This is a genomic window from Stutzerimonas stutzeri (assembly GCF_000590475.1).
Classification (GTDB): domain Bacteria; phylum Pseudomonadota; class Gammaproteobacteria; order Pseudomonadales; family Pseudomonadaceae; genus Stutzerimonas; species Stutzerimonas stutzeri_D.
On sequence record NZ_CP007441.1, the window covers coordinates 3,262,306 to 3,287,417 of the forward strand.

The following is a 25,112-nucleotide window of genomic DNA, read 5'->3' on the forward strand; positions in this document are numbered from 1 at the left end:
CCGACGCGTCACGAGCACTCTTTCACGGCCTCAGCCGGTGTTGCGCAGCCCGGCTGCAATACCCGCGACACTGACCAGCAAGGCTTGCTCCAGAGGGCTTTCCGCCGGGCTCCGTTGTTGCCGTGAACGGGCCAACAGTTCGGTCTGCATCAGATGCAGCGGGTCGAGATAGGTATTGCGTAGGCTGAACGCCTCAAGGGTCTCGGCGCTGTGTGCCAGCAGCTCGGACTGTCCGGTCAGATCGAGCACCGCCGCTACCGCCTGCGACAATCTGTCACGCAAATCGTGACCCAGGGACTGCAATTGCACAGTGACCAGGCGCTCGTCGTAGCGCTTGGCAATGTCGCCATCCGCCTTGGCCAATACCATCTCGAGCATATCGATACGGGTACTGAAGAACGGCCAGCGCTGCCGCATCTGTTTCAGCCGATCACCTTCGCCGCGCTCCAGCGCGGCCTGCAACGCCTGATCCCAGCCCAGCCAGGCGGGCAACATCAGCCGCGTCTGGGTCCAGGCGAATATCCAGGGAATCGCCCGCAAACTCTCGACGCCGCCCTCACGGCGTTTCGACGGACGGCTGCCCAACGGCAGGCGGCCGAGTTCTTGCTCGGGCGTGGCCTGCCGAAAGTACTCGACGAATTGCGGGTGATCACGCACCACACTGCGGTAAACCTTGACACCTGCGCCAGCCAGTTGCTCCATGATTTCGCGCCAATCCGGCTCCGGCATCGGCGGCGGCAACAGCGTCGCCTCCAGAACCGCAGCCAAATACAGGCTGAGGTTTTGTTCGGCGATGTCCGGCAGCCCGAACTTGAAGCGGATCATTTCGCCCTGCTCGGTGGTACGGAAGCGCCCCGCCACCGATCCCGGCGGCTGTGAAAGGATCGCCGCATGAGCGGGCCCGCCGCCGCGCCCGACGGTGCCACCACGGCCATGGAACAACAGCAGTTCGACCTGATGTTCACGGCAGATCTCGACGAGGCTTTCCTGCGCGCGGTACTGCGCCCAGGCGGCAGCTGTGGTGCCGGCGTCCTTGGCCGAGTCCGAATAGCCGATCATCACTTCCTGCGGGCCGTGCAGGCGTTGGCGATAGCCGGGCAATCCCAGCAGCTGGTCGATGGTGGGGCCCGCATTGTTCAGGTCGTCGAGTGTCTCGAACAATGGCACGACGCGCATCGGTCGTTGCAGGCCCGCCTCTTTCAATAGCAACTGCACCGCCAATACATCCGACGCGCCGCGGGCCATGGAGATGACATAGGAGCCGAGCGATGCACCGGGTGCCTGTGCTACCACGCGGCAGGTTGCCAGCACTTCCGCGGTATCGGCAGACGGCTGGAAATGCGACGGCAACAGTGGGCGACGGTTGTTCAGCTCGCGCTGGAGAAACTCCAAGCGCCGCGGCTCGTCCCACTGGTCATACTGGCCAATCCCCAAGTAATCAGTAATCTCCGCCATCGCTGCGACATGCCGGGTCGAGTCCTGGCGGATATCGAGGCGCACAAGAAACAGGCCGAACGCGGCAACCCGACGCAAGCTATCGAGCAACGCGCCATCGGCGATCACGCCCATGCCGCAGGCGTGCAGCGAGTGGTAGCAGAGCTCCAGCGGTTCACGCAGCTCGCAGTTGTCTTGCAGGACCATGGGTGGCGCCGGCTGATCTCGTTCTACCGCAGCGCTGGCCCAGTCCCGCGTGGCCTGAAGCCGCTCACGCAGATTCTTGAGCAAAGCCCGGTAAGGTTCGGCCGATTCGCCCGTGTGGCGCAGCAGTTCGTCGCTCGCGGTTTGCATCGACAGCGCGGTGATCAGCCCCTCGACATCGCGCAGGAACAGGTCGGCCGCCACCCAGCGCGCCAGCAGAAGCACCTCGCGGCTCACCTTGGCCGTGACGTTGGGGTTGCCATCGCGATCTCCGCCCATCCAGGATGCGAAGCGGATCGGCGCCGCATCCAACGGCAAGTGCAGACCGGTACTGCGGTAGAGCGCCTGGTCGGTCTGCCGCAGCGTATTGGGCAGCGCCTGCCAGAGCGAATTCTCGATGACTGCGAAGCCCCACTTCGCCTCCTCCACCGGCGTCGGTCGGCTGCGACGGATTTCCTCGGTGTGCCAGGCCTCTGCGATCAGCCGCTGCAGACGCAATTCGATCCGCGCCAGCTCCGCCGTGCCGAGATCGGTATGGTCGCGTGCCGCCAACTGCGCGGCGATGGCATCGTATTTCTGGATCAGCGTGCGTCTTGACACCTCGGTCGGGTGCGCCGTCAACACCAGCTCGATCTCCAGCCGCCCCACCTGCCGCGCCAGGAATTCCTGACCGAAACTCTCGCCCTTGAGCCGCTCGAGCAAGCCACCCAGCACGCCGATTTCGGACGGAGCCGGCTCGCCGGGCCGCCGCCTGCGCACTTGGTGATACTGCTCGGCGATATTAGCCAGGTTGAGGAACTGGTTGAAGGCGCGAGTCATTGGCAGCAGCTCGTCGTCGGCCAGTCCGTCGAGGGTTTCCTGCAACAGTCTGGCCCCCTCGGCCGAACCACGACGTGCGCCCTTGGCACCCTTGCGGACGCGTTCGATCTTGTCGAGGAAAGCAACGCCGTGTTGCTCGCGAATGGTGTTGCCCAGCAATTCGCCAAGCAGATGAACGTTCTCGCGCAACCGCGCGTCGATCTTCGCCATGTTCCTGTCTCCCAGGCTGCGCCATCGAAGGCGCGCAACCGATTTGCAACCGATGCTGAACGGCTACGCTGTAAGAACCCTCCAAACAGAGTGCCCAGCGTGTTCGTCGAAGACAAGACATCGCGAAGCAAGTCTGTTCGACGGTCGCTCGCATTACACGCCAATATCGCTCGCCACGGCGGGCTAAGGATGGAGCTAGATGAAGATTTCAGAACTGGTCCGTGAATGGGAAAGCAGCGCCACCGGGCGCATGAGCGCCACTCGATACACCATTCCACTGGATGTCGAAAGCGCCGCACGGCTGGCCGCGCTGGCGGAGATGTATCCCAAGCGCAGTACCGAGGAATTGTTGGGGGAGCTGGTCGGCGCCGCGCTCGAAGGCATCGAGACCAGCCTCCCCTATCAACGGGGCACCAAGGTGATTTCGACCGACGAACAGGGCGACCCGATCTACGAAGACGTCGGCCCGACGCCGCGCTTTCTCGCCCTTTCGCGCAAGCATCTCGAGCGTCTGCTTGCAGAGCAGTCGGAACAGCCCTGACACGGCGCCGCGGGCATGGCTGGCCCCCTGCCAGCCAGTCGTTCAACTCAGCGAGGCGTCCTCACGCAGCCGCCCCGCTTTTCCCTCGACAGCTCTAAAAAGCCATCTCCAGGCGCTTCGTTTGTCTTTTAACTGGAACGATTGCGGCCTGACGCCCTCACAAAAACATGCCCGCTCTGATTGCTGGGCCTTCCCGTAGAGGCCAAACACACGCTCACGGGCACCGTTCCGATCTTCCACTGGAGACTGGCTATGAAAATGAACACCATCGAAAGCCCCCTATCGCGATTTCAGTTACCCAAGCTGGCAGCCGTTGCATTGGGAGGTTTACTGCTGGTTGGTTGTGCCGGCAATCCACCGAACGAACAGTTCGCCGTGACCGAATCCGCGGTTCGCAGCGCGGTCAGTGCGGGCGGTACCGAATATGCCGCGGTTGAAATGCGCGCCGCGCAGGAAAAATGGAAGCAGGCCGAACTGGCCATGCAGAAAGAAAACTACGACGAAGCGCGCAAGCTGGCCGAACAGGCCGAGTGGGATGCACGCGTCGCCGAGCGCAAGGCCCAGGCAGCCAAAGCGCAGAAGGCAGTAGAGGACGCCAACCGGGGTATTCAAGAGCTGCGCGAAGAAAGCATGCGCAGCGTCCAGTGATCACCCCACTCAACTCTCGCCTTCAACACAGGATGATTCGTTATGAATAAATTATTGACGCTCCCTACCGTACTGGCCATGAGCATCGGACTGGCTGCCTGCTCTTCGCAGCCCAACCAGAACCTTGAGCAAGCGCGTGGGCAGTATTCTCAGCTGCAAGCCGACGCCCGATCCAGCAAGTTGGCCGCATTGGAAACCGAAGACGCCGGCAAGTCGCTGGAAAAGGCCAACCAGGCCTATCTGAACGACGCGGACGAGGAAAAGGTCGATCAGCTTGCCTATCTGGCCAAGCGCCGCATCGAGCTCGCCGAGCAGACCATCGCCCTGCGTACTGCCGAGCAGGACATCGAGAAGGCATCCGCCAAGCGCGCCGAAGCCCGACTTGAATCACGCGAGCAGCAACTCAAGCGCCAGCAGGACGAGATCCGCAAGCTCCAGCAGGACCTGCAAGCCAAGCAGACCGAGCGCGGCACACTGGTCACCTTCGGTGATGTCCTGTTCGATCTCAACAAGGCGGACCTCAAGCCGTCCGGTATGCGCGGCGTGCAGAAGCTCGCCGACTTCCTGAACGAAAATCCAGAGCGCAAGGTGATGGTCGAGGGCTACACCGACAGCACTGGCTCGGATTCCTACAATCAGCAGCTGTCCGAGCGGCGCGCCGAGTCTGTCCGGCGTGCATTGACCCATGCTGGGGTCGATGCGCAGCGCATCCAGGCGGTCGGTTACGGGGAAGAGTATCCGGTGGCGAGCAACGACTCGAACTCAGGTCGGGCGATGAACCGCCGTGTCGAGGTGACCATCTCCAACGACAATCAACGCGTTGCACCGCGTTCGTCGATGCGGTAATGCCGCGCTGCCTGACGGTTGACAACATCAACCGCCGAAGCCCGCCGTCATGGCGGGCTTTTTGTTTCACGCCGGGCCTCGCCGAATCGAAATGTCAGGGCTTGGTTGCCGGCTCTGCCGCCGTCGGAACGCCCTGGCTCATGCAGCGAATCGCGCGCTTTTGCTTATCCACCAGCACGCCGCTCAAGCCCTTCTGTTCGGTGTCGAAAAGTACCAGCACGCCATCGATGCAGTCGGCTATCTGCGGTGCGGGCTTTAGCGAGACGCGGTAATCCTCCCCCGGAACGGTCTTGAGCATCGTGTAATCGGCCAGCAACAGCGCGTCTTCCGGCTTGGCGATATGCACGTAGCCATAGTAGGAAAGCACCGCAACGGTGCCGATGACGCTGCCGATGGCGGTGAGGATCAGCGGAATTGGATTGCGTTCGGACATGGACGGATTCGCCTGATCAAAGAGGCGGCATTGTCGCAAAAAACCGAGTCCCGGCGCGAAGGCTACGTCGTTTCACCTCCGCGCCAGCAATGACGTGTGAACTGTCGGATCACGAGCGCAGCTGGCAGCGTGCCAGCCAGACTAGTCTGTGTTGATCGCCTGGCATCGCTGACGCGAATAACGCTTCACCCGCGCGCGATTAACGCTGATCGTTGCTTAGATTCGGCGCGACTGCGCCAGCGCCCCCACGGCATCGCCACACTTCATACGACAGGACGAGCCCGCCATGGATATTTCCGCCCGCCCCGACACCATCAGCCTCGACCAGCCTTTCGCCGCTGTGCCCGAGCTCATCGCGCACTGGGCCAAACACCGGCCGGATCACCCCGCGTTGATCCAGGATGGCCGCCAGCTGAGCTTCGGCCAACTGGACGAGCGCATGAACCGTGTCGCTGCGGCCTTGCAGCGCGATGGCATGAAACCCGGTAATAGCATCGCGATCTGCGCCTTCAACTCCATCGAATATGCCGTGGTGTTTCTCGGCGCATTGCGCGCCGGCGTAGCGGTGGCGCCTCTGGCTCCTTCGGCCAGCGCCGAGAGCCTGCTGACCATGCTGGCCGACGCCTCGCCCCGCTTGCTGTTCGTCGATGCGTCAGCTGCCCAACATCTGTCCCCGGTCATGGCGCGGCTGCCCTGCCCGCTCCTGAGCCTGGATCAGGCCAGTACGAACGCGCTATCGGCATGGCTCGGCGACGAGGCGACCTCGCCCGTGGCGATCCAACCGGACTGGGCGTTCAACATCATCTATTCCTCCGGCACCACCGGCGAGCCAAAGGGCATCGTGCAGTCCCATGCCATGCGCTGGGCCCACGTGCGCCGCAGTGCCGCATACGGTTACGACGATGCCACCACGCTAATTTCCACGCCGCTGTATTCCAACACCACATTGGTCGCCTTTCTGCCGACAGTGGCCCTGGGCAGCACCGTGGTGCTGATGGGCAAGTTCGAGGCCGGTGAGTACCTGCGGCTCGCGCAGCAGCATGGCGTGACCCATACCATGCTGGTGCCGGTGCAATACCAGCGAATCATGGCCCGCGAGGATTTCGCTCGCTACGACCTCAGCCGCTTTCGCTACAAGTTCTGCACCAGCGCGCCGTTCAATGCAGCGCTGAAAGCCGATGTGCTGGCGCGCTGGCCAGGCGGGCTTGTCGACACCTATGGCATGACCGAAGGCGGCGGCACCTGCATCCTTGCCGCCCATGACTACCCGGAAAAACTGCATACCGTCGGCAAGCCCGCCGAGGGGCACGACATCCGCGTTATCGACGACGAAGGCAACGAACTGCCCGAGGGCGCGACCGGCGAGATAGTCGGACACTCACCGGCGATGATGACCGGCTATCTGAACAAGCCGGAGAAAACCGCAGAGGCCGAATGGTTCGATCCCAGCGGCAAACGCTTCATCCGTACCGGCGACGTCGGCCGCTTCGACGCCGAGGGCTTCCTTACGCTGCTAGACCGCAAAAAGGACATGATTATCTCCGGCGGTTTCAACCTCTACCCGAGCGATCTGGAAGCGATTCTGCGCGAGCATCCTGGGATTGCCGATGTGGCCGTTATCGGGGTGCCATCCACCCGCTGGGGAGAAACGCCGGTGGCTTTCGTCGTGCCCACTGCCGTCGCGACGGAAACACCCGAAGCGCTGCTGGACTGGTTCAACGGACGCGTGGGCAAGACCCAGCGCCTCGCGCGTCTGGCGTTTACCGACGAACTGCCGCGCAGCGCCATCGGCAAGGTCCTCAAGCGCGAACTGCGCGATCGCTACCAGGCCGAGCACGGCACTGCGGACTGAAGACAGGGCCACCGCTTTCGCCACCAACAGGCGGGGCGCGCCTGGTTGTTTTCTGGGGCTCAGACCTGATAAAGCCCTCAGGCGATGCGTTGTCTCGAGCAGCCCTAGTCCTTCCAACGGTCAGCCGGGGCGCTGTCAGTAGCCGCGTTCGACATCCACCACGCCGCTGATCGCCTGACCCTGCTCCAGCGCGAGGATTTTCTCGCTGATCTGGGAGATGGTCGCTTCGCGCAGGGTGCGGGCCGAGACGTGGGGTGTAATGGTCACCTGCGGCATGCTCCAGAACGGATGCGTCGTCGGCAGTGGCTCTTCACGGAACACATCAAGCACTGCGCGGGAGACGCGGCCCTCTTCGATGGCGCGACAGAGATCCTCGTCCACCAGATGTTCACCGCGGCCGACGTTGATCACCACTGCGTCGGGCCGGAGCCGCGACAACACCTCGTAATCGATCAGATCGCGGGTGCTGTCGGTCAGCGGCAGCGTGTTGATCAGCACCCGGGTTTCACCCAGAAAGTGGTCGAGTTCCGCCTCGCCAGCAAAGCTGCGCACGCCGTCGATGGCGTGGCTGGAGCGCGCCCAGCCGCAGACCGGGTAATCCAGCCCGGCGAAAGTGCGCGCAACTCGCTGGCCGATCTGACCGAGCCCAAGCACCCCAACCGGCCACTCGCTGCGCTCGATGGGTCGTCGCAGCTTCCATTGGCCGGCGGCCTGCTGCTCGCGGTAGGCATCCATGTCGCGACTGATGCCGATCACGTGGTAAGCGACGTACTCGGCCATCTGCACGGACATGCCGGCATCTTCCAGGCGCACCACCGGAATATTGCGCGGCAAGTTCGACATCCGTACCAGCGCATCGATACCAGCGCCCATGTTGAAGATCGCCTTGAGCTGCGGCTCCTTGTCAAATAGCGCCGCTGGCGGATGCCAGACGATGGCGTAATCGGCGCCCCAGCTCGGCATGTCCGGCTGCCAGACCTGGATCTCAGCCCCCGGCAGGTGCTGCTGAATCAGATTGGTCCAGCGTTCGGGCTTGGGATCGGCGGCGACGAAGAGGATTTTCATGGGCACTCGGCTTCTGCTCGGTTAAAAAAAAAATGCGGCCTGCCAGCCTAGCGTTAAATGGCGTAGACGTGACCGTTGGCTTCAAGCAGGCGCAACAGGGCTGGCCAGGTCAGCTTGGCGGCGCTGCCCAGCCCAGCCGATTGCTGGCGAGTGGTCTCGATGGCGGCGGCGGATGGCATGTGGGTCGGGCCGCAGGACTGGGCACGTACCTGAATTTCGCACGCTTTCATCAGGAAATAGAGATAGGTAAAAGCTTCGGCTACGGTTGCGCCGGCGGTGAGCACGCCATGGTTGCGCAAAATCATCATTTGCTTGCTACCGAGGTCGGCTATCAGCCGCTCACGCTCACTGAGGTCCAGCGCCACGCCTTCGTATTCGTGATAGGTGATGTGATCCAGACAAAGCATGGCCGTCTGGCTCAGCGGCAGCAGACCGTCACGATGCGCCGAGACCGCCGTGCCATCAGCCGCATGCAGGTGCATGACCGCTCCGGCGTCTTCACGTCCCATGTGAATCGCGCTGTGAATGGTGAAACCGGCGGGATTGACCCGATGCAGGCTGCCGCTCTGGACGATTTGCCCCTCACTGTCGACCTTGACCAACGACGAGGCGGTGATCTCCTGGAACAGCAGGCCGTAGGGGTTGATCAGGAAATGGTGCTCGGGGCCAGGAACCCGCGCTGACAGGTGGGTGAAGACCAGGTCGTCCCAACCGAAGTGCGCCACCAGCCGATAGGCTGCGGCCAGGTCCTTGCGCACCTGCCATTCGGCTTCGCGATTCGTCGAGGTTGACTCTTGCATAGCTCTGCTCCGTTGGTTTCGAGAGCGCCAGATGGCGCATGACCCGCAGTCGGCGGGTGGTACTCAGGCCTCCTGCGCGTTGCCGGCGTGCTTGCGATTTTCCTCTTCCTGCAAAGCGCGCCACATCAACTTGCCGGTCGAGGAGCGCGGCAGCGACGCGACGAACTCCACATAGACCGGCGCTTTGTAGGCCGCCATCTCCGCCTTGCACCAGTCGATAATGTCTTGCTCGCTGACCTGCCCGGCCTGGCCGTCACGCAGTACCACGCAGGCCTTGACCGTCTCGCCGCGCTTGGGGTCGGGGCGTGAGATGACACAGCACTCCTGGATCGCCGGGTGGCGGTACATCAGGCTTTCCACTTCCGACGGCCAGACCTTGAAGCCGGACGCATTGATCATGCGCTTGACCCGGTCGACGAGGAAGAAATAGCCCTCTTCATCGTAGTAGCCCATGTCGCCGGTGCGGAAGAAACGCTTGCCGTCCAGTTCGATGAACGCGCGTTCGGTCTCCTCCGGCCGGTTCCAGTAGCCCTGGAACAGCTGTGGACCGTAGCTGATGATCTCGCCCACTTCATTGGGGCCCAGCTCGCGTTGGCTCTGCAGGTCGATGACCCGGCTGTCGACATCGAATACGGGAATACCAAGGCACTGCGCCTTGGGCCGCGGCACCGGGTTGATATGGGTGGCGGCGATGGTTTCCGACAGGCCATAGCCTTCGATATAGCGCAGGCCGGTGAGCCGATGCAGTTTCTCCTCTACCGCTTTGGGCATCGCCGCCCCGCCGCCGCCGACGCTGACCAGGCTGGACAGGTTGTAGCGCTCCAGATCCGGATCGGAGAGAAAGTCGATGGCCATGGTGGCGATATTGACCCAGCCGGTAACCTGGTGGCGCTCGATCAGCTGCGCCGCCACTTTACGGTCCCAGCGGGTCATGATTACAGCCGTGCCGCCGTTGTAGATCGGCCCGCTCATGGCGCCCTGCATGCCGGTGACGTGGAAGTACGGCAGCGTCGCGAGGATCACCGATTCGCTGGTGCTGTTGGTCCAGACCACGCGGTGAATGATGGTCGCCATGGCCGAACGATGGGTGTGCATGCAGCCCTTCGGCGCGCCGGTGGTGCCAGAGCTGTAGGGAAACACGCAGAGATCGTCCGGCCCTACCATATGCGGCCCGGGTGCGTAACCGGCTTCAAGCGCCTCGCGCCAGGCGATACCGCCGGAGAAAGTCGGCGCGACGGCCGCCGCCTGGACTTCCGCCGGCAGCGCCAGATCCGTGGACTGCCTGACATATTCAGAATAGGCCGCAACGATTACCTGACGCAGCTGAGCAACCCCTACCAGCGGCGCAATAAAGCCGGTCAGCTCTAGCCCGCAGAGACAGACTGCCGCACCGGTGTCGTGCAGGTAGTGTTCCAGCTCGGCGCTGTGGTTCATCGGGTTGACCGGCACCACTACGGCGTCGGCACGCAGGATCGCGTAGTAGGCAATGGTGAATTGCGGGGAGTTTTGCATATACAGCAGCACCCGGTCGCCCTTGGTCACGCCCAGGTGCTGCAGATAGCCGGCCAGCGCTTCCACTTCACGCAGCAGCTCGCGATATGTGATCAGGCTGTCGTAATAGACGATGGCCGTCTTGTCCGGAAAGCGTCGCGCGGAGATTTCCAGATTGGCGAACAGGCTGGTTTCCGGCACCGTCAGGTGCTTGGGCAAATCCTCGGGCCAGGCTTCATGATGACGAGTGAACATTACAGAACTCCTGAATCGCTATTAAAGGCCGTTGAAAAAACGTAGGCGAGGCAGGCAAGACAAGGCAAAAACAGTCGAAGAAGCGGACCGGGCTCGCGTACGAGTTTAGGTGTTCTAAATGAGCATTCTGAGGCTGTTTTAACGCAGTATTGCCAACGCAGGTAGTTTTTCAGCGGCCTGTTAAAGGGCCAGTTCGGCCATGGCCCACTCTTCGCCCCACTCGAGCCAGCCCCGGGTGTCGCGCAAGGGTGTGATGGCGATGCGCTTCTCGCGCAGCGCGGTGACATCCGCTTCAGGCGCGACGATGTGCGCCGATGAGTGCTCGAAGCCGAGCCACCAGTACGGCAAGCCGCGACCGTCCCGTCCCGCCTGTAATCGCGGACGGGCGATCGAGCCGCGTGATTGTTTGGTCATCCGCAAGTGGCTGACCACATCAGCCGGACAGGCCGGAAAGTTGAGGTTCCAGCAGCAACCACCCTCCTCCCGACGCGCCCAGAGCGCGCGGATCGTGGTTTCGGCATAAGTTTCGACACAGGACCAATCGATATGGGTGCGGTCGAGGAACGCCTGGCTCAGTCCGATGGCGGGCAGCCCCAGGAGGTCGGCGCTGAGGACCGCCCCTAAGGTTCCTGAATATGGCACCGAGTCGCCGATATTCGCGCCGCTGTTGATGCCGGAAAGCACCAGGTCGGGTGGCGAATCCTGCAGCCATTCGGCCATGGCGAACATCACGCAATCAGAGGGCGTACCGGAAACGGCGAAGCGCCGCTCGCCGTGGTGGTACACCCGCAATGGCGAGTGCACCGAGATGCCCTGGCCAGTGCCGCTTTGGTCGTGCTCGGGTGCTACGACCCAGACTTCTTCGGCCAGTTGCGCAGCGATCAGCTCGAGCAGTGCGAGCCCTGGCGCGGCGATGCCGTCATCGTTGGTCAGCAGGACACGCCGCAGCAATGGACCGCTCATGACAGTGCTCCCTTGTCGCCGCCCTGGGCGACGCGCCAGCCGGCGTCAGCCAGCAGACCGGCGCGTTGACCGACCTGCAGCGCATCGGCATTGCTGGCATTGCCCTGCAGCGCGCGGGCGTAAACGCCTTGCAGAATCGCGGCAAGCCGGAACAGCGAAAACGCCACGAAAACATGCCAGTCAGCCACGTCGCCCCGGCCGCTCTGCCGGCAGTAGCGTTCCAGCACCTGCTGTTCGGACGGAAGGCCCTGTGCCTGAAGGTCAATGCCGACCAGCCCACGCAGGCCATCCACACCGGCTGGCAGGTGATAGGGCAGGCAGAAATACGCGAGATCGGCCAGTGGATGGCCGATGGTGGACAGCTCCCAGTCGAGAATCGCCGCTACCTTCGCCTGGCCCGGCTCGAAGATCAGATTGCCGAGGCGGTAATCGCCATGGGCGATAGCGCATTCATCGAACTGCGGCAGTTGCTCAGGCAACCACTGCATCAGACGCTCCATTGACGGCATGTCGCCGGTGCGGGACGCCTGGTACTGGCCGGACCAACGCTTCACCTGCCGCGCAAAGTAGCCCTGTGCCTTGCCAAAATCGCCAAGCCCGACCGCTGCCACATCGACCTGATGAAGCTCGGCCAGCGTATCGACGGCGGCGAGGTGAATCGGTTGTCGCTCGTTGCTTGCCACCCCATCCAGCGCCGGGTGGCTGAAAATCCGGCCTGTCACGTGATCCATCAGGTAAAAGGCGGTGCCGATGATGCTGTCGTCTTCACACAGCAGATGCACACGCGGGACCGGCACGCGGGTGTGCTCGGATAGCGCGCGGATCACCTTATATTCGCGTTCGACCATATGCGCCGACGGCAGCACCTTGCCTGGCGGCTTTTTGCGCAGCACGTAACGACGCCCGGCGCTTTCCAGCAGATAGGTAGGATTGGACTGGCCACCCTGGAACTGACGAATGCTCAGTTCTTCACTCACCTCCGGCACGTGCAAGCGCAGATACCGAGCCAGCGCTGCCTCATCGAAGCGATGTGCCGGCAGAACCTCAATCAGCTCGGGTTCGTTCATCGCCGAACCCTCAGCACGCGGTTTCGCCGCCGTCGGCGACGATCACTTGGCCGGTGATATAGGCACTGGCCGGTGTCGCCAGGAATACCGCCAGGCCAGCGATATCCACCGGCTCGCCGATACGGCGCAGTGGCGTCTTTTCGGCCGCGCGGCGTACCCGTTCCGGATCATCGAGCAGCGCCTTGGCGAAATCGGTACGCACCAGCCCCGGCGCGATCGCATTGACGCGGATGCCCTTGGGCCCCCACTCGGCGGCCAGATTGCGTGCCAGTGCCGCTTCGGCCGCCTTGGACACCCCGTAAGTACCGATCACGGTGTTGCCCCGCAGCCCGGCAATGCTCGATAGCATGATCACCGCGCCCTCGCCGCGCTCGGCCATCTGCGGCAGGACCATGTTGGATAGCCAAAAGGTGCCCTTGACGTTGGTGTCCATGATCTTGTCCCAGGCGTCGTCGGTCAGCTCGCTGGTTGGCCCATACACAGGGTTGGTGGCCGCGTTGCAGACCAGCACGTCGATGCGCCCCCAGGTCTGCAAGGTCGTGTCGACCAAGCGCTGCAGATCCTCCTTGCGGCCAACATGGCACGGGACCGCGATGGCCTCGAAGCCAGCGGCGTTCAGCTCGGCGGCGACGGTGTCACAGACATCAGCCTTGCGGCTGGAAATCACGACACGCGCGCCGCAGCGGGCCATCTCTTCGGCAATGGAACGGCCAATCCCGCGAGTGGAACCGGTGATCAGTGCCACCTTCCCGGTCAGATCGAATAATGGATTGTTCATGACTGCATCCTTCTTGTAGGTCTTGTCGGAGGCTCAGCGCTTTTTGGAATAGTTCTGCAGTTCGAGTTTGGCGATGGTGTCCAGATGCACCTCGTCCGGGCCGTCCGCCAACCGCAGGGTCCGCTGATGAGCCCAGGCCGCTGCCAGAAAGCTGTCCTGGCAGACGCCCTTCGCGCCGTGCACCTGAATGGCACGATCCAGTACCCGCAGCGCCATGCTCGGCGCAGCCGCCTTGATCATGGCGATCTCCTGCCGCGCCACCTTATTGCCGACCGTGTCCATCATGCGCGCTGCCTTGAGCGTCAGCAGGCGGGTCTGTTCGATCTCGATGCGCGAGCGGGCGATGTCCTTGCGGATCGAGTCGAAGTCCGCCAAGGGCTTGCCGAACGCCTCCCGGGAATGAACGCGCTCGCACATGGCCTGCAAAGCACGTTCGGCCACCCCGATGGTGCGCATGCAGTGGTGGATCCGGCCTGGGCCGAGACGACCCTGAGCAATCTCGAAGCCACGCCCCTCGCCAAGCAGGATATTGCTGGCCGGGACGCGAACGTTGTTGTAATGGATCTCGGCATGGCCATGGGGCGCGTGGTCGTAGCCGAACACGTGCAGCGCGCGGGTGATTTCCACGCCGGGCGTATCCAGCGGCACGAGGATCATCGACTGCTGCCGATGGCGCTCGGCCTCGGGATCGGTCTTACCCATGACGATGGCAATCTTGCAGGTGGTTGCCATCGCGCCGGACGACCACCACTTGTGTCCGTTGATCACGTATTCGTCGCCTTCGCGGCGAATTTCGCAGGCGATATTGGTGGCGTCGGAAGAGGCCACATCAGGCTCGGTCATGGAAAAGCAGGAGCGTATCTCACCATTGAGCAAGGGCTTCAGCCACTGCTCTTGCTGTTCCGGCGTGCCGTAGCGCGTCAGCACTTCCATGTTCCCGGTGTCAGGCGCCGAGCAGTTGAAGATTTCAGCGGCGCCATGCGAGCGGCCCATGATTTCGCACAGGTGGGCGTATTCGAAATTGGTCAGCCCTGCGCCGAACTCGCTCTCGGGAAGGAACAGGTTCCACAACCCCTGCGCCCTCGCCTTGATTTTTAGCTCTTCGAGGATCGGCGGCGGTGCCCAGCGGTTTTCGGCAGAGGCGGTCTGCTCGTGGAAAAGATGCTCGTTGGGATAGACATGCTCTTCCATGAATGCCGTGAGCTGTTCATGAAGCTGTAGTGCTTTGCCGGTCAGTTCATACATCGCCGTTTTCCTTCTTGTTGTCCTGCGCTAGGGACGTGAATGGCACCCCTTGCGGATGCTCGCTGCCAGAGCGCAGGCGAAGAGTCGCTTCGCCGATCGCCAGCAGGCGATCGTCCCGGTCACGCACTTCGCCAGAGCTGTTGAATATTCGGGTACCCCCGGCACGCCGCTTGCCAATGGCGCGGATGACGCCGCCTGAGCATTGCCCGGTGAAGGTAGTGTTGAGCACCAGCGTGATGGCCTTGCGCACCCGTCCCGGGTACGGGCAATAGGTACCGGCTTCGGCCAGCACTACATCGAGAAGCGACGTCAGCACACCACCATGGAGCACGCCAGCCATGTTCAGGTGGCAGGCCTGGACATCCAGTTCGATTACCGCCTCATCTTCCGTCCAGGAAACCTGGCGATAGCCAAGCACCTGATGAAAGCCCGGCAGATCCTTGCCTCCGCTGATCGGCAAGTTGTCTGACGGTGCATCGCTGGTCAGCCGATCTATGTCTGGCCGCTTCATGGCGACGGATTCGCGCGAGGCGATTCCATCTCGATGCGTTCGAGGTCGAGTTGCATAGCCTGTCCTCTCGATTGTTTTTATGGTGAGTCCGCGTCTTTTTGAAGCTGGCACGGCTGAAACGATGCGTCAATTCGAAATCGAGTTCCATCAGGCAGAATTATGATGACCCACAAACATAACCGTCTAAGATCAATATCGAAGTGCCATAGGGTTAGCCAGCCAAGCGGTTGGACACATCATGAAAACTAGAATGGGGACGATGGCGTTCTGCTAGTGCTTGAAAAAGCTCCACGCTATGTTAGCTTTCGGTTAACTTTGCAAAAATCAGTTTTGCTGTGCGAAACAGATTACGAAGCAAGCGCAAAAAATGGTCGTAGCCAGACAATTACAAGAAGAGGACGCGTTATGAAATCCATGTTCAAGAAGCTGCTCGTTCCAGCCACCCTGGTTGCCCTGGCCGTCTCCGCGGTTGTACCGCAGATGGCCGCCGCGCAAGAGGTCACCAAGTGGCGTGTTCAGTCTCACTGGCCGAGCGCCAGTAGCTCCTACAACGACAGCCTTGTTCGTCTGAAGAATCAGATCGAAAAACGCACTGAGGGCCGCCTGCAGTTGCAGCTGTTCGAGTCCGGCGCCCTATTCAAGCCGCAAGAGACCTTCAACGCGGTCAGCCGCGGCATCATCCAGATGGGCACTATTTCTCCCGGCTATGCCCAGGACAAGATCACCCTCGCCGGCATCGCCTCGGGCTTGCCCTTTGCCTTCCAGCATGTGTGGGAAGCCGCCTATTTCCACAAGCACATGGGCTTCGAGGACATGCTTCGCGAAGAAGCTGCGCAATACGGTGTGTACTGGTCTACCGACAAGGTCTATCCGACCGAGATGGTGGTGAAGAACCCGATCAACAGCTGGGAAGACTTCACCAAACTGAAGATCCGCTCCTCCGGCGCCCTCCAGAAGTTTCTCAACGAGGCCGGTGCATCGACCACATTCCTGCCAGGCAGCGAGCTTTATCCCGCGCTCGATACTGGCGTGGTCGACGGCGCTCACTGGGGTGCGGTGCAAGGCGCGGCAAGCATGAGCCTCTACGAGGTGGCGAAGCAGCATGTCCGGCCCGCGCTGAACATCGCCGGTACCGACGTGATCATCATCAGCCAGAAGGCTCTGGACAAGCTGTCCGAGCACGATCAGGAAGTCGTCAAGCAGGTCCTCGACGAGCAGTTCTGGTATCGCACCAACGAGTACCTGTACCAGGAGCAGATCGCCCTGCGCAAAGCCATGAAAGAACAGGGCGTTCAGGTCAACACGCTGCCTGACGACGTACAGAAGCGCCTGATTGAAGTGGCGCAGAAGACTTGGGAGGAAGAAGGTCAGCGCAGCGATAAAGCCGCCGAAGCCCTGCAGAAGCTCAAATCCTTCCTCGGCGAACTCGGCTACCTCTAATCCCCCTCGCCTAACATCTCGCCCGGCGCGGTCACCGCGTCGGGCGGGTGATCCGCTTAATCCTCGTCCTGGGGCTTGTCATGCGCCTGATCCATGCCTACATCAATGGCATCACCCGGCTCAATGAATTCATCGGCCGCTGGGTGGCCTACCTGATTTTCCTTATCTTCGGGCTGCTGTTGTTCGAAGTATTCCTGCGCTATCTGTTCTCGAGCCCGACGTCCTGGACCAATGAACTCGGGCAGATGCTGTTTGGCGCCTACGTGGTGTTATCAGGCGGCTATGTAATGGCGCACCGCGACCACGTCAATGTTGATTTGCTCTATGCCTCATTCGGTCCGCGTACCCGCGCTTGGATCGACATTTTCACCTCGAGCATGTTTTTTCTGTTCATGGCCGCGCTGCTGTACTTCGGCAGCTCCATGGGCTGGGAATCGATCCAGGGCCTGGAAACTTCCTACTCGGCCTGGAACCCGCCGATCTGGCCGATCAAGGCGATGATTCCGCTCGGCACGCTGCTGCTACTGTTGCAGGGCATCGCGAAATTGCTGCAGGACATCCTCGTCGCACTGGGCCGCGCGCCGGTCAGCGACTCCAGGCACGCGGAGGATGCGCAATGAGTATCGAAGTCACCACGCTACTGTTCTTTTTGACCTTGGTGTTCTTTCTGGTACTCGGCCTGCCGCTGGCCTTCGTGCTGGGCGGCGTCTCGGTGCTGTTCCTGTATTTCACCTGGGGCGTCGATGCCTTCTACATGGTCGCTTCGCAGATGTGGGGCACCATGGAAAGCTTCACTCTGGTCGCCATTCCGCTGTTCGTGTTCATGGCCATGCTGCTCGAACGCACGGGCGTGGCCCGCGACCTCTACCGAATGATGCACCTGTGGTGCGGCGGCATGCGCGGCGGGCTGGCAATCGGCACGCTGGGCATCTGCGCCGTCTTCGGCGCGATGGTCGGCATCAGCGGCGCCGCGGTAGTCGCAATGGGCACCATCGCGTTGCCAGCGATGCTAGAACGCGGCTACGACAAGCGTATGGTGCTGGGCTGCATCAACACTGGCGGCGGCTGGGGGATTCTCATCCCGCCGAGCATCATGATGATTCTCTACGCGATGATCAGCGGACAGTCGGTCGGCAAGATGTTCGCGGCGGGCGTCCTACCGGGCCTGTTGCTGGTCGCGCTGACGGTTACCTACGTACTCGTGCGCTCCTACCTGCAGCCACACCTCGCACCGGCGCTGCCGAAGGAGGAGCGCGGCACTTGGGGCGACAAGCTGCGGGCGGTGCGGGCCGTGCTGCTGCCGATCGGCATCGTGGTCATGGTGCTCGGATCGATCATCGGTGGCTTGACTACGCCCACCGAGGCCGCCGCCATGGGCGTGTTCGGCGCGCTGATTTCCGCCGCGGTATATCGCAAGCTGAACTGGCCGATTCTGCAGGAAGCCGCCATCCGCACCTTCAAGCTCACCGGCATGATCGCCTGGATTCTGTTCGCCGCTCACGCGTTCAGCTCGGCCTACCAGGGCATGGGCGCGCAGTCGCTGATCGAGGGGCTGATGATGGATCTGCCGGGTGGCCGCTGGGCCATCGTCATCTTCATGATGGCCATCGTCTTCGTCATGGGCATGCTGCTCGACCCGGTCGGCATCATGCTGATCACTCTACCGGTGTTTCTGCCGATCATCGCCTCGCTCGGCTTCGATCCGATCTGGTTCGGCGTGCTGTTCGTGATCAACATGGAGATCGGCTACATGACGCCGCCGTTCGGGTTTAACCTGTTCTACCTCAAAGGCATCGTTCCGCCCGGCATCACCATGAAAGACATTTACTGGTCGGTGATTCCCTTCGTGATCGTCAACATCATCGGCATGGGCATCATCATGCTGTTCCCTGCGATCGCGACTTACTTGCCGCGCACGTTGTTCTGATCAAGGCCGCCGTAACGAAAAAGCCGGAGCAAATACTCCGGCTTTTTTGATGCATATCGACTTAGATGATGTTGGCGTAGTCCGCCTCGATCCGATCCAGGCTCAGGTGATTAAGGAAGTTGGAAAAGCACATCCAGGCCGAAAGCGCGTTCAGATCTTGGAACTGCTGCGGCAGGTATTTGGGCGGCACCACCATGCCCTCGTCGACTAACTGGCGCAACGTGCGCATGTCTTCAAGAGTGGTCTTGCCGCAGAACAGCAGCGGGATATGTTCCAGCTTGCCCTTGCGCACCGCTAGCTGGATGTAGTTGTAGATCATGATGAAACCCTTCAGGTAGGACAGGTCCTTGGTGAAGGGCAGACCATTTGGGAGCGAGCCGCGGAAGACCCGGCTGGCATTGCTGTAGCACTCGTCGTCGGTATAGCCCTGGCCGCGGAAAAAGCCGAACACATCGAGAAAATCAGCGCCCTCTTCGGCCATATGAATGGCGCGGGTACGATTGGTGAGCTTGCGCAGGCGGGTTGGATACGAGGCGAAGGCAATCACTTCCATCAGAATTGCCAACCCTTCCTGGGTCACGGTGGAAGACGGCGGCCCCTTGGCGAGAAAGGTGCAGATCGGCTGGTTCTGGCCGTTGAGCGTGGTGCCGACATGTACCAGCCCCTCATGAACTTCCAGGGCACGCACGTCGCGGGCATTGAACATCGCGTCACTGCGGATCTTGATGTAGTCGGCGCCCGCCGCGGCGTCGGCAAGGATGCCGTCGGACTCGAACACGCGAATCACGCCTTCGCCCTCACCGAACACCAGATCGAGCCGCTGCTGCAGCATGTCCACGGCCTGCGGCGCACTGAGTGTCTTGGCTTCGTCCTTCAAATCACCGCGATCGGCGATGTTGTTCAGATAATCGGAAAGCATCAGACCGAGATCGGCCAGTGTTGGATCGCCCGCGTGAAAAGCGTCGGAGGCAGCGCCGTACAGCTCCTGCGAGATCAGGCCGAAGTCAGCGGTGCCACGTGCTTCGAGCATGCGGATGACCATGCGGTACTCCTTGCACATGCGCCGCATGATCTGCCCGACCGGATTGAACTGCCCCAGCTGGCGGGTGATGTCACGCTCGATGTTCTGGAATTCTTCCTTTTTTGCGCTGGAATCGAAGCCCAGCGGCCGGCCCTCGTAATACCCGCGATCGACCTGGGGCAGCTCGCGAGCGCCCGTGGCGAAGAAGCCTTGGCGGATGCTGTCGTCCCACTTCACCGCGTCGAGCACCCGCATTGGGGTTTGCGCCTCGACGATGCGGTCAGACAAGCCGCGCACCGTGCTCTGGTACTCATCGAGATTGTTACGGGTATTCATCCGTACCTCGTCAGTGATGATCCGTAGCGTTGAGGTTATACATCAGTAGGCCCGCGTGTTCCGTGCCCGGTTCACGATCACCCCGCGCCCACCATATAAAGGTGTCGGCCGCCAGCGGCCGATCTGAATCCCTCGAGCCGTACAATACCGGCTGGATCCAGGCGCGAGCGCAGACCTCCGCGCCGTATTCGGCTGCTGGCGCTACGGCCCGCTGCAAATGGCAGCGGTGCGGCAGCCGCTCGGCAACGCCTCACCGAGCGCCGTTCGGCCGAGGTCAGACCTCGGGACGCATATGCGGGAACAGGATCACGTCGCGGATAGATGGCGAGTTTGTCAGCAGCATCACCAGACGGTCGATACCGATGCCCTCGCCCGCGGTCGGCGGCATGCCGTATTCCAGCGCGCGAACGAAGTCGGCGTCGAAATGCATGGCCTCGTCGTCACCGGCGTCCTTGTCGCGGACCTGCGCATGGAAGCGTTCGGCCTGATCTTCGGCATCGTTCAACTCGGAATAGGCGTTGGCGATCTCGCGGCCGCCGATGAACAGCTCGAAGCGGTCGGTGACATTCGGGTCGTCATTGCTGCGACGCGCCAGGGGCGATACCTCGAACGGATAACGGGTAATAAAGGTCGGCTGTTCCAGTTGGTGCTCGACCAGTTCCTCGAAAATCATCACCTGCAACTTGCCCAGCCCTTCGAAGCCAAGCACCTTGGCGCCGGCTTTCTTAGCGATGGCGCGCGCGGTGTCGATGTTCTGCAGGTCGGCGGCGCTGATGTCCGGGTTGTACTTGAGGATCGAATCGAACACCGACAGCCGGGCAAAGGGCTCGCCGAAGTGGAAGACCTTATCGCCGTACGGCACGTCGGTGCTGCCCAGGACCAGCTGCGCCAGCTCGCGGAACAGCTCTTCGGTCAGGTCCATGTTGTCTTCGTAATCGGCATAGGCCTGGTAGAACTCGAGCATGGTGAACTCGGGGTTGTGCCGGGTCGAAACGCCTTCGTTACGGAAGTTGCGGTTGATCTCGAAAACCCGCTCGAAGCCACCGACCACCAGTCGCTTGAGGTACAACTCCGGCGCGATGCGCAGGAACATCGGCAGGTCCAGCGCGTTGTGGTGCGTCTCGAACGGCTTGGCCGCCGCGCCACCTGGAATGGTCTGCAGCATCGGCGTCTCGACTTCGAGGAAGTCGCGTTCGTTGAGGAACTTGCGGATATGGCCGATCACTTGTGAGCGCACACGGAAGGTGTGGCGGGTTTCTTCGTTGACGATCAGGTCGACGTAACGCTGGCGGTAGCGCTGTTCAGTGTCGGTCAGGCCGTGATGCTTGTCCGGCAGTGGGCGCAGCGACTTGGTCAGCAGCCGCACGTCAGTCATCTCGACGTAGAGGTCGCCCTTACCCGAACGCGCCAGGGTGCCTTCGGCGGCGATGATGTCGCCCAGGTCCCAATGCTTGATGGCTTCGAGCGTCTCGGCCGGCAGCGTCTTGCGGTTGACGTAGACCTGGATGCGTCCGGTCATGTCCTGCAGGACCATGAACGCGCCCCGGTTGAGCATGATGCGCCCGGCGACCTTTACCGGAATCGCCGCTTCTGCCAGCTCTTCCTTGGTCTTGTCGACATATTTCAACTGCAGATCGTTGCAGTAACTGTCGCGACGGAAGTCATTGGGGAAGACGTTGCCCTTGGCACGCTCGGCGGCCAGTTTCTCCTTGCGCTGAAGGATCAGGCTGTTTTCTTCCTCTTGGATGGCGTGCTGGTTCAGCGGTTGTTCGCTCATGGTTTAAAAATGCCTGGATCGAATGAATGAATCCCGGGGAGGGTGTGTTGGAAGGCGTTTCACTTCAGCCCACCATGGCCTGCCCCTATTTTGGTGGGCTAAAGCCCACCCTACATCTGGACACTGGAACTCGAGTTGGGTGGGCCGGGCGGCGTTCCGCTTCAGCCCACCCACGCTGGCCAAGCTCAGTAGCGTTAAAGCCCTTGCTTCAGACTGGCTTCGAGGTACTGGTCGATGTCGCCGTCCAGCACCTTCTGGCAGTCGCTACGCTCCACGCCGGTACGCAAATCCTTGATGCGCGAGTCGTCGAGCACATAGGAGCGAATCTGATGACCCCAGCCGATATCGGACTTGGTGTCTTCCAGCGCCTGGGAGGCCGCGTTGCGCTTCTGCATTTCCTGCTCGTACAACCGGGCCCGCAGCATTTTCATGGCGGTGTCCTTGTTGGCGTGCTGGGAACGCTCGTTCTGGCAGGCCACCACCGTGTTGGTTGGTACGTGGGTGATACGTACCGCAGAGTCGGTGGTGTTGACGTGCTGACCACCGGCACCGGAGGACCGGTAGGTGTCGATGCGCAGATCCGCCGGATTGATGTCGATCTCGACCCTGTCGTCGATTTCCGGTGAGACGAACACTGCCGAGAACGAGGTGTGGCGGCGGGCGCCAGAGTCGAATGGACTCTTGCGCACCAGGCGGTGCACGCCGATCTCAGTGCGCAACCAGCCGAAGGCGTATTCGCCCTTAATGTGGACGGTGGCGCCCTTGATACCGGCGACTTCGCCTTCGGACAGCTCGACGATCTCGGCACTGAAACCGCGCTTATCGGCCCAGCGCAGGTACATGCGCAGCAGGATGTTGGCCCAGTCCTGGGCTTCGGTGCCGCCGGAGCCGGCCTGGATGTCGAGGTAAGCGTTGTTGGGGTCCATTTCGCCACTGAACATGCGGCGGAATTCCAGCCCTTCGAGGATGCCGCGCAGACGGTCCAGCTCGGCGGCCACGTCATCCACGGCGCTCTGGTCGTCTTCTTCAACTGCCATGTCGAGCAGATCGCGGGAATCGGCCAGGCCGCCCTCGAGATCGTCGATGGTCTCGACGATCTGCGCCAGGGTGGCGCGCTCCCGGCCCAGGTTCTGGGCGTACTCAGGTTTGTTCCAGACGTTCGGGTCTTCGAGTTCGCGGTTTACTTCGACGAGACGATCATGCTTCTGATCGTAGTCAAAGATACCCCCGAATTGACTGGGTGCGGTCGGACAGGTCCTTGATGCTGTTGAGGATCGGGTTGATTTCCATAGGTAGGCAGCTCTCAATCGGACGGTGCGAAAAGCCGACGATTATAGCGCAGCAGGCCGCCGCTGACAGCCCACGCGAGACCGCCGGCAGCGCCTATGTCAAGCAGCGTCAACCAGGGAGCACGACAGCCGGAGCGGCAAAGGCACCACCCCGACGGCATCAGGCGGAAACGCCACGCACCTGGCTTTCCAGTTCGGTTTTCAGCTGCGCATCGAGCTTCAGTTGCCGGGCCAGCTCGTCGAGATAAGCGCGCTCCATGTACTGCTCCTCATCCACCATCAGCACGGAGGCCAGATACATTTCCGAAGCCATTTCCGGGGTGGTGGCGGCAGCGGCAACATCAACCGGATCCAGCGGCTTGTTCAGCTCCGCCTCGAGCCAACGCTGCAATTCGGGATCATCGGTGAGCTGGGTCAGCTCGGCTTCGATCATCTTCCGCTCCTGGTCGTCGACGTGGCCATCGGCTTTGGCCGCCGCGACCAGCGCTTTAAGGATGCCGCGGCTGTGCTCCTCAACCTGCTCCGGCGGCAGACGATCAACCGTCTTCGGCTCCGAGCGAGCGGCCGCTGTCGGTACTGCTCCGCCCCGCTGTGCCTGTTGTGCCTGCCAGTTGCCGTAGGCCTTGTACGCCAGCATGCCAAGCGCAGCCAGCCCGCCATAGGTGATTGCCTTGCCGCCCAAGCGGCGGCCGCCCCGGCTGCCCAGCAACATGCCGAGCGCGCCGGTCGCCAAGGCGCCACGCCCGACGCCGCCACTGCCGCCAAGGATGCTGCCCAGCGGCCCGCCAGCGCCTGAAAGCATGTCGCCGAGCGAACCTGTGGTACTGCCGGGGCGCGCTACGGAGCCTTGCTGTTTCTGTAACAGGTCCTGCCCAGATTTGAGCAGTTGATCGAGCAAACCGGTGGTCTTCATGAGTTACCTGCCTGGATTAATGACGGAATCAGTCGAGCGAATCGGGCATTTGCCGGATCGGCGTGTTCCGATGCGCGGCACGCACGTATTGCGCTGGCCAGGGTACCGAGGTGTCACGCAGATCTTCAGCGGCGTGCAACGGCCAGTAAGGGTCGCGCAGCAGCTCACGCGCCAGCAGAATCAGGTCTGCCTGCCCCGTGCGCAGAATGTGTTCGGCCTGTACCGCCTCGGTGATCATGCCTACCGTACCGGTGGCGATGCCGGCCTCACGTCGAACCTGTTCGGCGAACTGGGTCTGATAGCCTGGGCCGACCGGGATTTCGGCATTGACGGCCGTGCCGCCAGAGGACACATCGATCAGATCAACGCCGAGTGTCTTCAGCCGCCGCGCAAGTTCAACGGTTTCTTCCGCATTCCAGCCGTCCTGTACCCAGTCAGTCGCGGACAGACGCACGAACAGCGGCAGCTCCTCAGGCCATACCGCGCGCACCGCCTCGGTGACCTCCAGTAATAGACGGATACGGTTGTCGAAGGAGCCGCCGTAGCCGTCCTGGCGCTGGTTGGATAGCGGCGATAGAAACTGATGCAGCAGGTAGCCGTGCGCTGCATGCACCTCGGCCACCTTGAAGCCCGCCGCCAGCGAGCGCTCGGCAGCACGCACGAAGGCCTGAATGATGTCGGCGATACCGCCTTCGTCCAGCGCCGTCGGCACCGCATGTTCTGGATCGAAAGCGATGGTTGACGGCCCCACCGGCGTCCAGCCTCCGGCCGCGATCGGCACGCTGCCATGACGCCCCAGCCAGGGCTGCCAGGTGCTCGCCTTGCGCCCCGCATGCGCCAGCTGAATGCCGGCCACCGAACCCTGAGACTCGATGAACCGCGTGATGCGGCGCAACGGCTCGACGTGCTCGTCGGTCCAGATCCCAAGGTCCTCCGGCGAAATCCGGCCGTTGGCCGATACCGCCGTCGCCTCGAGGATGACCAGCCCGGCACCGCCCACGGCCCGACTGCCCAGATGAACCAGATGCCAGTCATTGGCCATCCCGGCCTTGGCCGAGTACTGGCACATTGGCGAGACGACAATACGATTGGGCAGCGTCAACTGACGCAGGGTGAGCGGCTGGAAAAGCTGTGTCATGGAAACCTCACTGCGATGGATGCGCGTTGGACATCCACCAGTACAGACTGTTTCGACGACTTTGCTCGGCCGAAGCCGCATTGAGGGGCGAATCGGTGACCAGGTGTTA

Annotated in this window: 22 protein-coding genes; 7 read left to right on the plus strand and 15 right to left on the minus strand. The window is 62.0% G+C overall.

The window, feature by feature from the left end; translation table 11 throughout:
• Positions 1-30: 30 nt before the first annotated feature.
• Entirely contained in the window at positions 31-2,667 is a 2,637-nt protein-coding gene (gene ppc / locus CH92_RS14795; RefSeq protein ID WP_025242548.1) for a phosphoenolpyruvate carboxylase, read from the minus strand.
• A 199-nt stretch (positions 2,668-2,866) separates the two neighbouring features.
• On the opposite strand from ppc, the gene CH92_RS14800 reads away from it, so the two are divergent.
• The 3 genes from CH92_RS14800 (at position 2,867) to CH92_RS14810 (ending at position 4,702) form a co-directional block, all read left to right on the plus strand.
• Positions 2,867-3,208, plus strand: a complete 342-nt coding sequence (locus tag CH92_RS14800) for a hypothetical protein (protein ID WP_025242549.1) — start codon at positions 2,867-2,869, stop codon at positions 3,206-3,208.
• A 252-nt stretch (positions 3,209-3,460) separates the two neighbouring features.
• The gene (locus CH92_RS14805; protein WP_038623048.1) at positions 3,461-3,856 is read left to right on the plus strand and encodes a DUF4398 domain-containing protein; all 396 of its coding nucleotides are present in this window, start codon (positions 3,461-3,463) and stop codon (positions 3,854-3,856) included.
• Positions 3,857-3,898: 42 nt separating this feature from the next.
• Positions 3,899-4,702, plus strand: coding sequence for an OmpA family protein (locus CH92_RS14810; protein WP_025242551.1), 804 nt, complete (start codon positions 3,899-3,901; stop codon positions 4,700-4,702).
• A gap of 94 nt (positions 4,703-4,796) precedes the next feature.
• Here the strand turns inward: CH92_RS14810 and CH92_RS14815 are convergent, their stop codons facing one another.
• Positions 4,797-5,135, minus strand: a complete 339-nt coding sequence (locus tag CH92_RS14815) for a hypothetical protein (RefSeq protein ID WP_025242552.1) — start codon at positions 5,133-5,135, stop codon at positions 4,797-4,799.
• A 286-nt stretch (positions 5,136-5,421) separates the two neighbouring features.
• On the opposite strand from CH92_RS14815, the gene CH92_RS14820 reads away from it, so the two are divergent.
• Positions 5,422-6,987, plus strand: a complete 1,566-nt coding sequence (locus CH92_RS14820) for a class I adenylate-forming enzyme family protein (protein WP_025242553.1) — start codon at positions 5,422-5,424, stop codon at positions 6,985-6,987.
• 135 nt (positions 6,988-7,122) lie between these two features.
• Here the strand turns inward: CH92_RS14820 and CH92_RS14825 are convergent, their stop codons facing one another.
• The 8 genes from CH92_RS14825 to CH92_RS14860 form a co-directional block, all read right to left on the minus strand.
• Positions 7,123-8,052, minus strand: coding sequence for a 2-hydroxyacid dehydrogenase (locus tag CH92_RS14825; protein WP_025242554.1), 930 nt, complete (start codon positions 8,050-8,052; stop codon positions 7,123-7,125).
• Between the two features lie 53 nt (positions 8,053-8,105).
• On the minus strand, positions 8,106-8,852 hold the full coding sequence (locus CH92_RS14830; protein WP_025242555.1) for a class II aldolase/adducin family protein: 747 nt from the start codon (positions 8,850-8,852) through the stop codon (positions 8,106-8,108).
• A gap of 63 nt (positions 8,853-8,915) precedes the next feature.
• Positions 8,916-10,598, minus strand: a complete 1,683-nt coding sequence (locus CH92_RS14835; protein WP_025242556.1) for a long-chain fatty acid--CoA ligase — start codon at positions 10,596-10,598, stop codon at positions 8,916-8,918.
• A gap of 180 nt (positions 10,599-10,778) precedes the next feature.
• Positions 10,779-11,561, minus strand: coding sequence for a 5'/3'-nucleotidase SurE (gene surE / locus CH92_RS14840; protein ID WP_025242557.1), 783 nt, complete (start codon positions 11,559-11,561; stop codon positions 10,779-10,781).
• The gene (locus tag CH92_RS14845) at positions 11,558-12,628 is read right to left on the minus strand and encodes a phosphotransferase (protein ID WP_025242558.1); all 1,071 of its coding nucleotides are present in this window, start codon (positions 12,626-12,628) and stop codon (positions 11,558-11,560) included. The genes surE and CH92_RS14845 overlap by 4 nt, the downstream gene beginning before the upstream one ends.
• A gap of 10 nt (positions 12,629-12,638) precedes the next feature.
• Positions 12,639-13,406, minus strand: a complete 768-nt coding sequence (locus tag CH92_RS14850; protein WP_025242559.1) for an SDR family NAD(P)-dependent oxidoreductase — start codon at positions 13,404-13,406, stop codon at positions 12,639-12,641.
• A 33-nt stretch (positions 13,407-13,439) separates the two neighbouring features.
• Complete coding sequence (locus CH92_RS14855) at positions 13,440-14,651, minus strand: acyl-CoA dehydrogenase family protein (RefSeq protein WP_025242560.1); 1,212 nt, start codon at positions 14,649-14,651, stop codon at positions 13,440-13,442.
• Positions 14,644-15,162, minus strand: a complete 519-nt coding sequence (locus tag CH92_RS14860; RefSeq protein ID WP_051517565.1) for a PaaI family thioesterase — start codon at positions 15,160-15,162, stop codon at positions 14,644-14,646. The genes CH92_RS14855 and CH92_RS14860 overlap by 8 nt, the downstream gene beginning before the upstream one ends.
• 405 nt (positions 15,163-15,567) lie before the next feature.
• Here CH92_RS14860 and dctP point away from each other — a divergent pair, with 405 nt between their 5' ends.
• The 3 genes from dctP to CH92_RS14875 all read left to right on the plus strand — a co-directional run bounded on the left by dctP (position 15,568) and on the right by CH92_RS14875 (position 18,529).
• Positions 15,568-16,602, plus strand: a complete 1,035-nt coding sequence (gene dctP, locus CH92_RS14865; RefSeq protein ID WP_025242562.1) for a TRAP transporter substrate-binding protein DctP — start codon at positions 15,568-15,570, stop codon at positions 16,600-16,602.
• 80 nt (positions 16,603-16,682) lie between these two features.
• Entirely contained in the window at positions 16,683-17,222 is a 540-nt protein-coding gene (locus tag CH92_RS14870; RefSeq protein ID WP_025242563.1) for a TRAP transporter small permease subunit, read from the plus strand.
• Positions 17,219-18,529, plus strand: a complete 1,311-nt coding sequence (locus CH92_RS14875; protein WP_025242564.1) for a TRAP transporter large permease — start codon at positions 17,219-17,221, stop codon at positions 18,527-18,529. Before CH92_RS14870 ends, CH92_RS14875 begins: the two co-directional genes overlap by 4 nt.
• Before the next feature lie 61 nt (positions 18,530-18,590).
• On the opposite strand, the gene CH92_RS14880 is transcribed toward CH92_RS14875, so the two are convergent.
• The 5 genes from CH92_RS14880 to CH92_RS14900 form a co-directional block, all read right to left on the minus strand.
• Positions 18,591-19,886, minus strand: a complete 1,296-nt coding sequence (locus CH92_RS14880; RefSeq protein ID WP_025242565.1) for a flavohemoglobin expression-modulating QEGLA motif protein — start codon at positions 19,884-19,886, stop codon at positions 18,591-18,593.
• Between the two features lie 274 nt (positions 19,887-20,160).
• The gene (gene lysS, locus CH92_RS14885) at positions 20,161-21,663 is read right to left on the minus strand and encodes a lysine--tRNA ligase (RefSeq protein WP_025242566.1); all 1,503 of its coding nucleotides are present in this window, start codon (positions 21,661-21,663) and stop codon (positions 20,161-20,163) included.
• A 194-nt stretch (positions 21,664-21,857) separates the two neighbouring features.
• Positions 21,858-22,953 (minus strand): peptide chain release factor 2 gene (prfB, locus tag CH92_RS14890; RefSeq protein ID WP_100206780.1). Its coding sequence is split into 2 segments (ribosomal slippage): positions 21,858-22,880 and positions 22,882-22,953, totalling 1,095 coding nucleotides; the frame shifts between segments, so codons are not numbered across the junction.
• Positions 22,954-23,112: 159 nt separating this feature from the next.
• Positions 23,113-23,865 carry a tellurite resistance TerB family protein gene (locus tag CH92_RS14895; RefSeq protein ID WP_025242568.1) on the minus strand — a complete coding sequence of 251 codons (753 nt, stop codon included), beginning with the start codon at positions 23,863-23,865 and terminating at the stop codon, positions 23,113-23,115.
• A 28-nt stretch (positions 23,866-23,893) separates the two neighbouring features.
• Complete coding sequence (locus CH92_RS14900; RefSeq protein ID WP_025242569.1) at positions 23,894-25,003, minus strand: NADH:flavin oxidoreductase/NADH oxidase; 1,110 nt, start codon at positions 25,001-25,003, stop codon at positions 23,894-23,896.
• Positions 25,004-25,112: the final 109 nt, after the last annotated feature.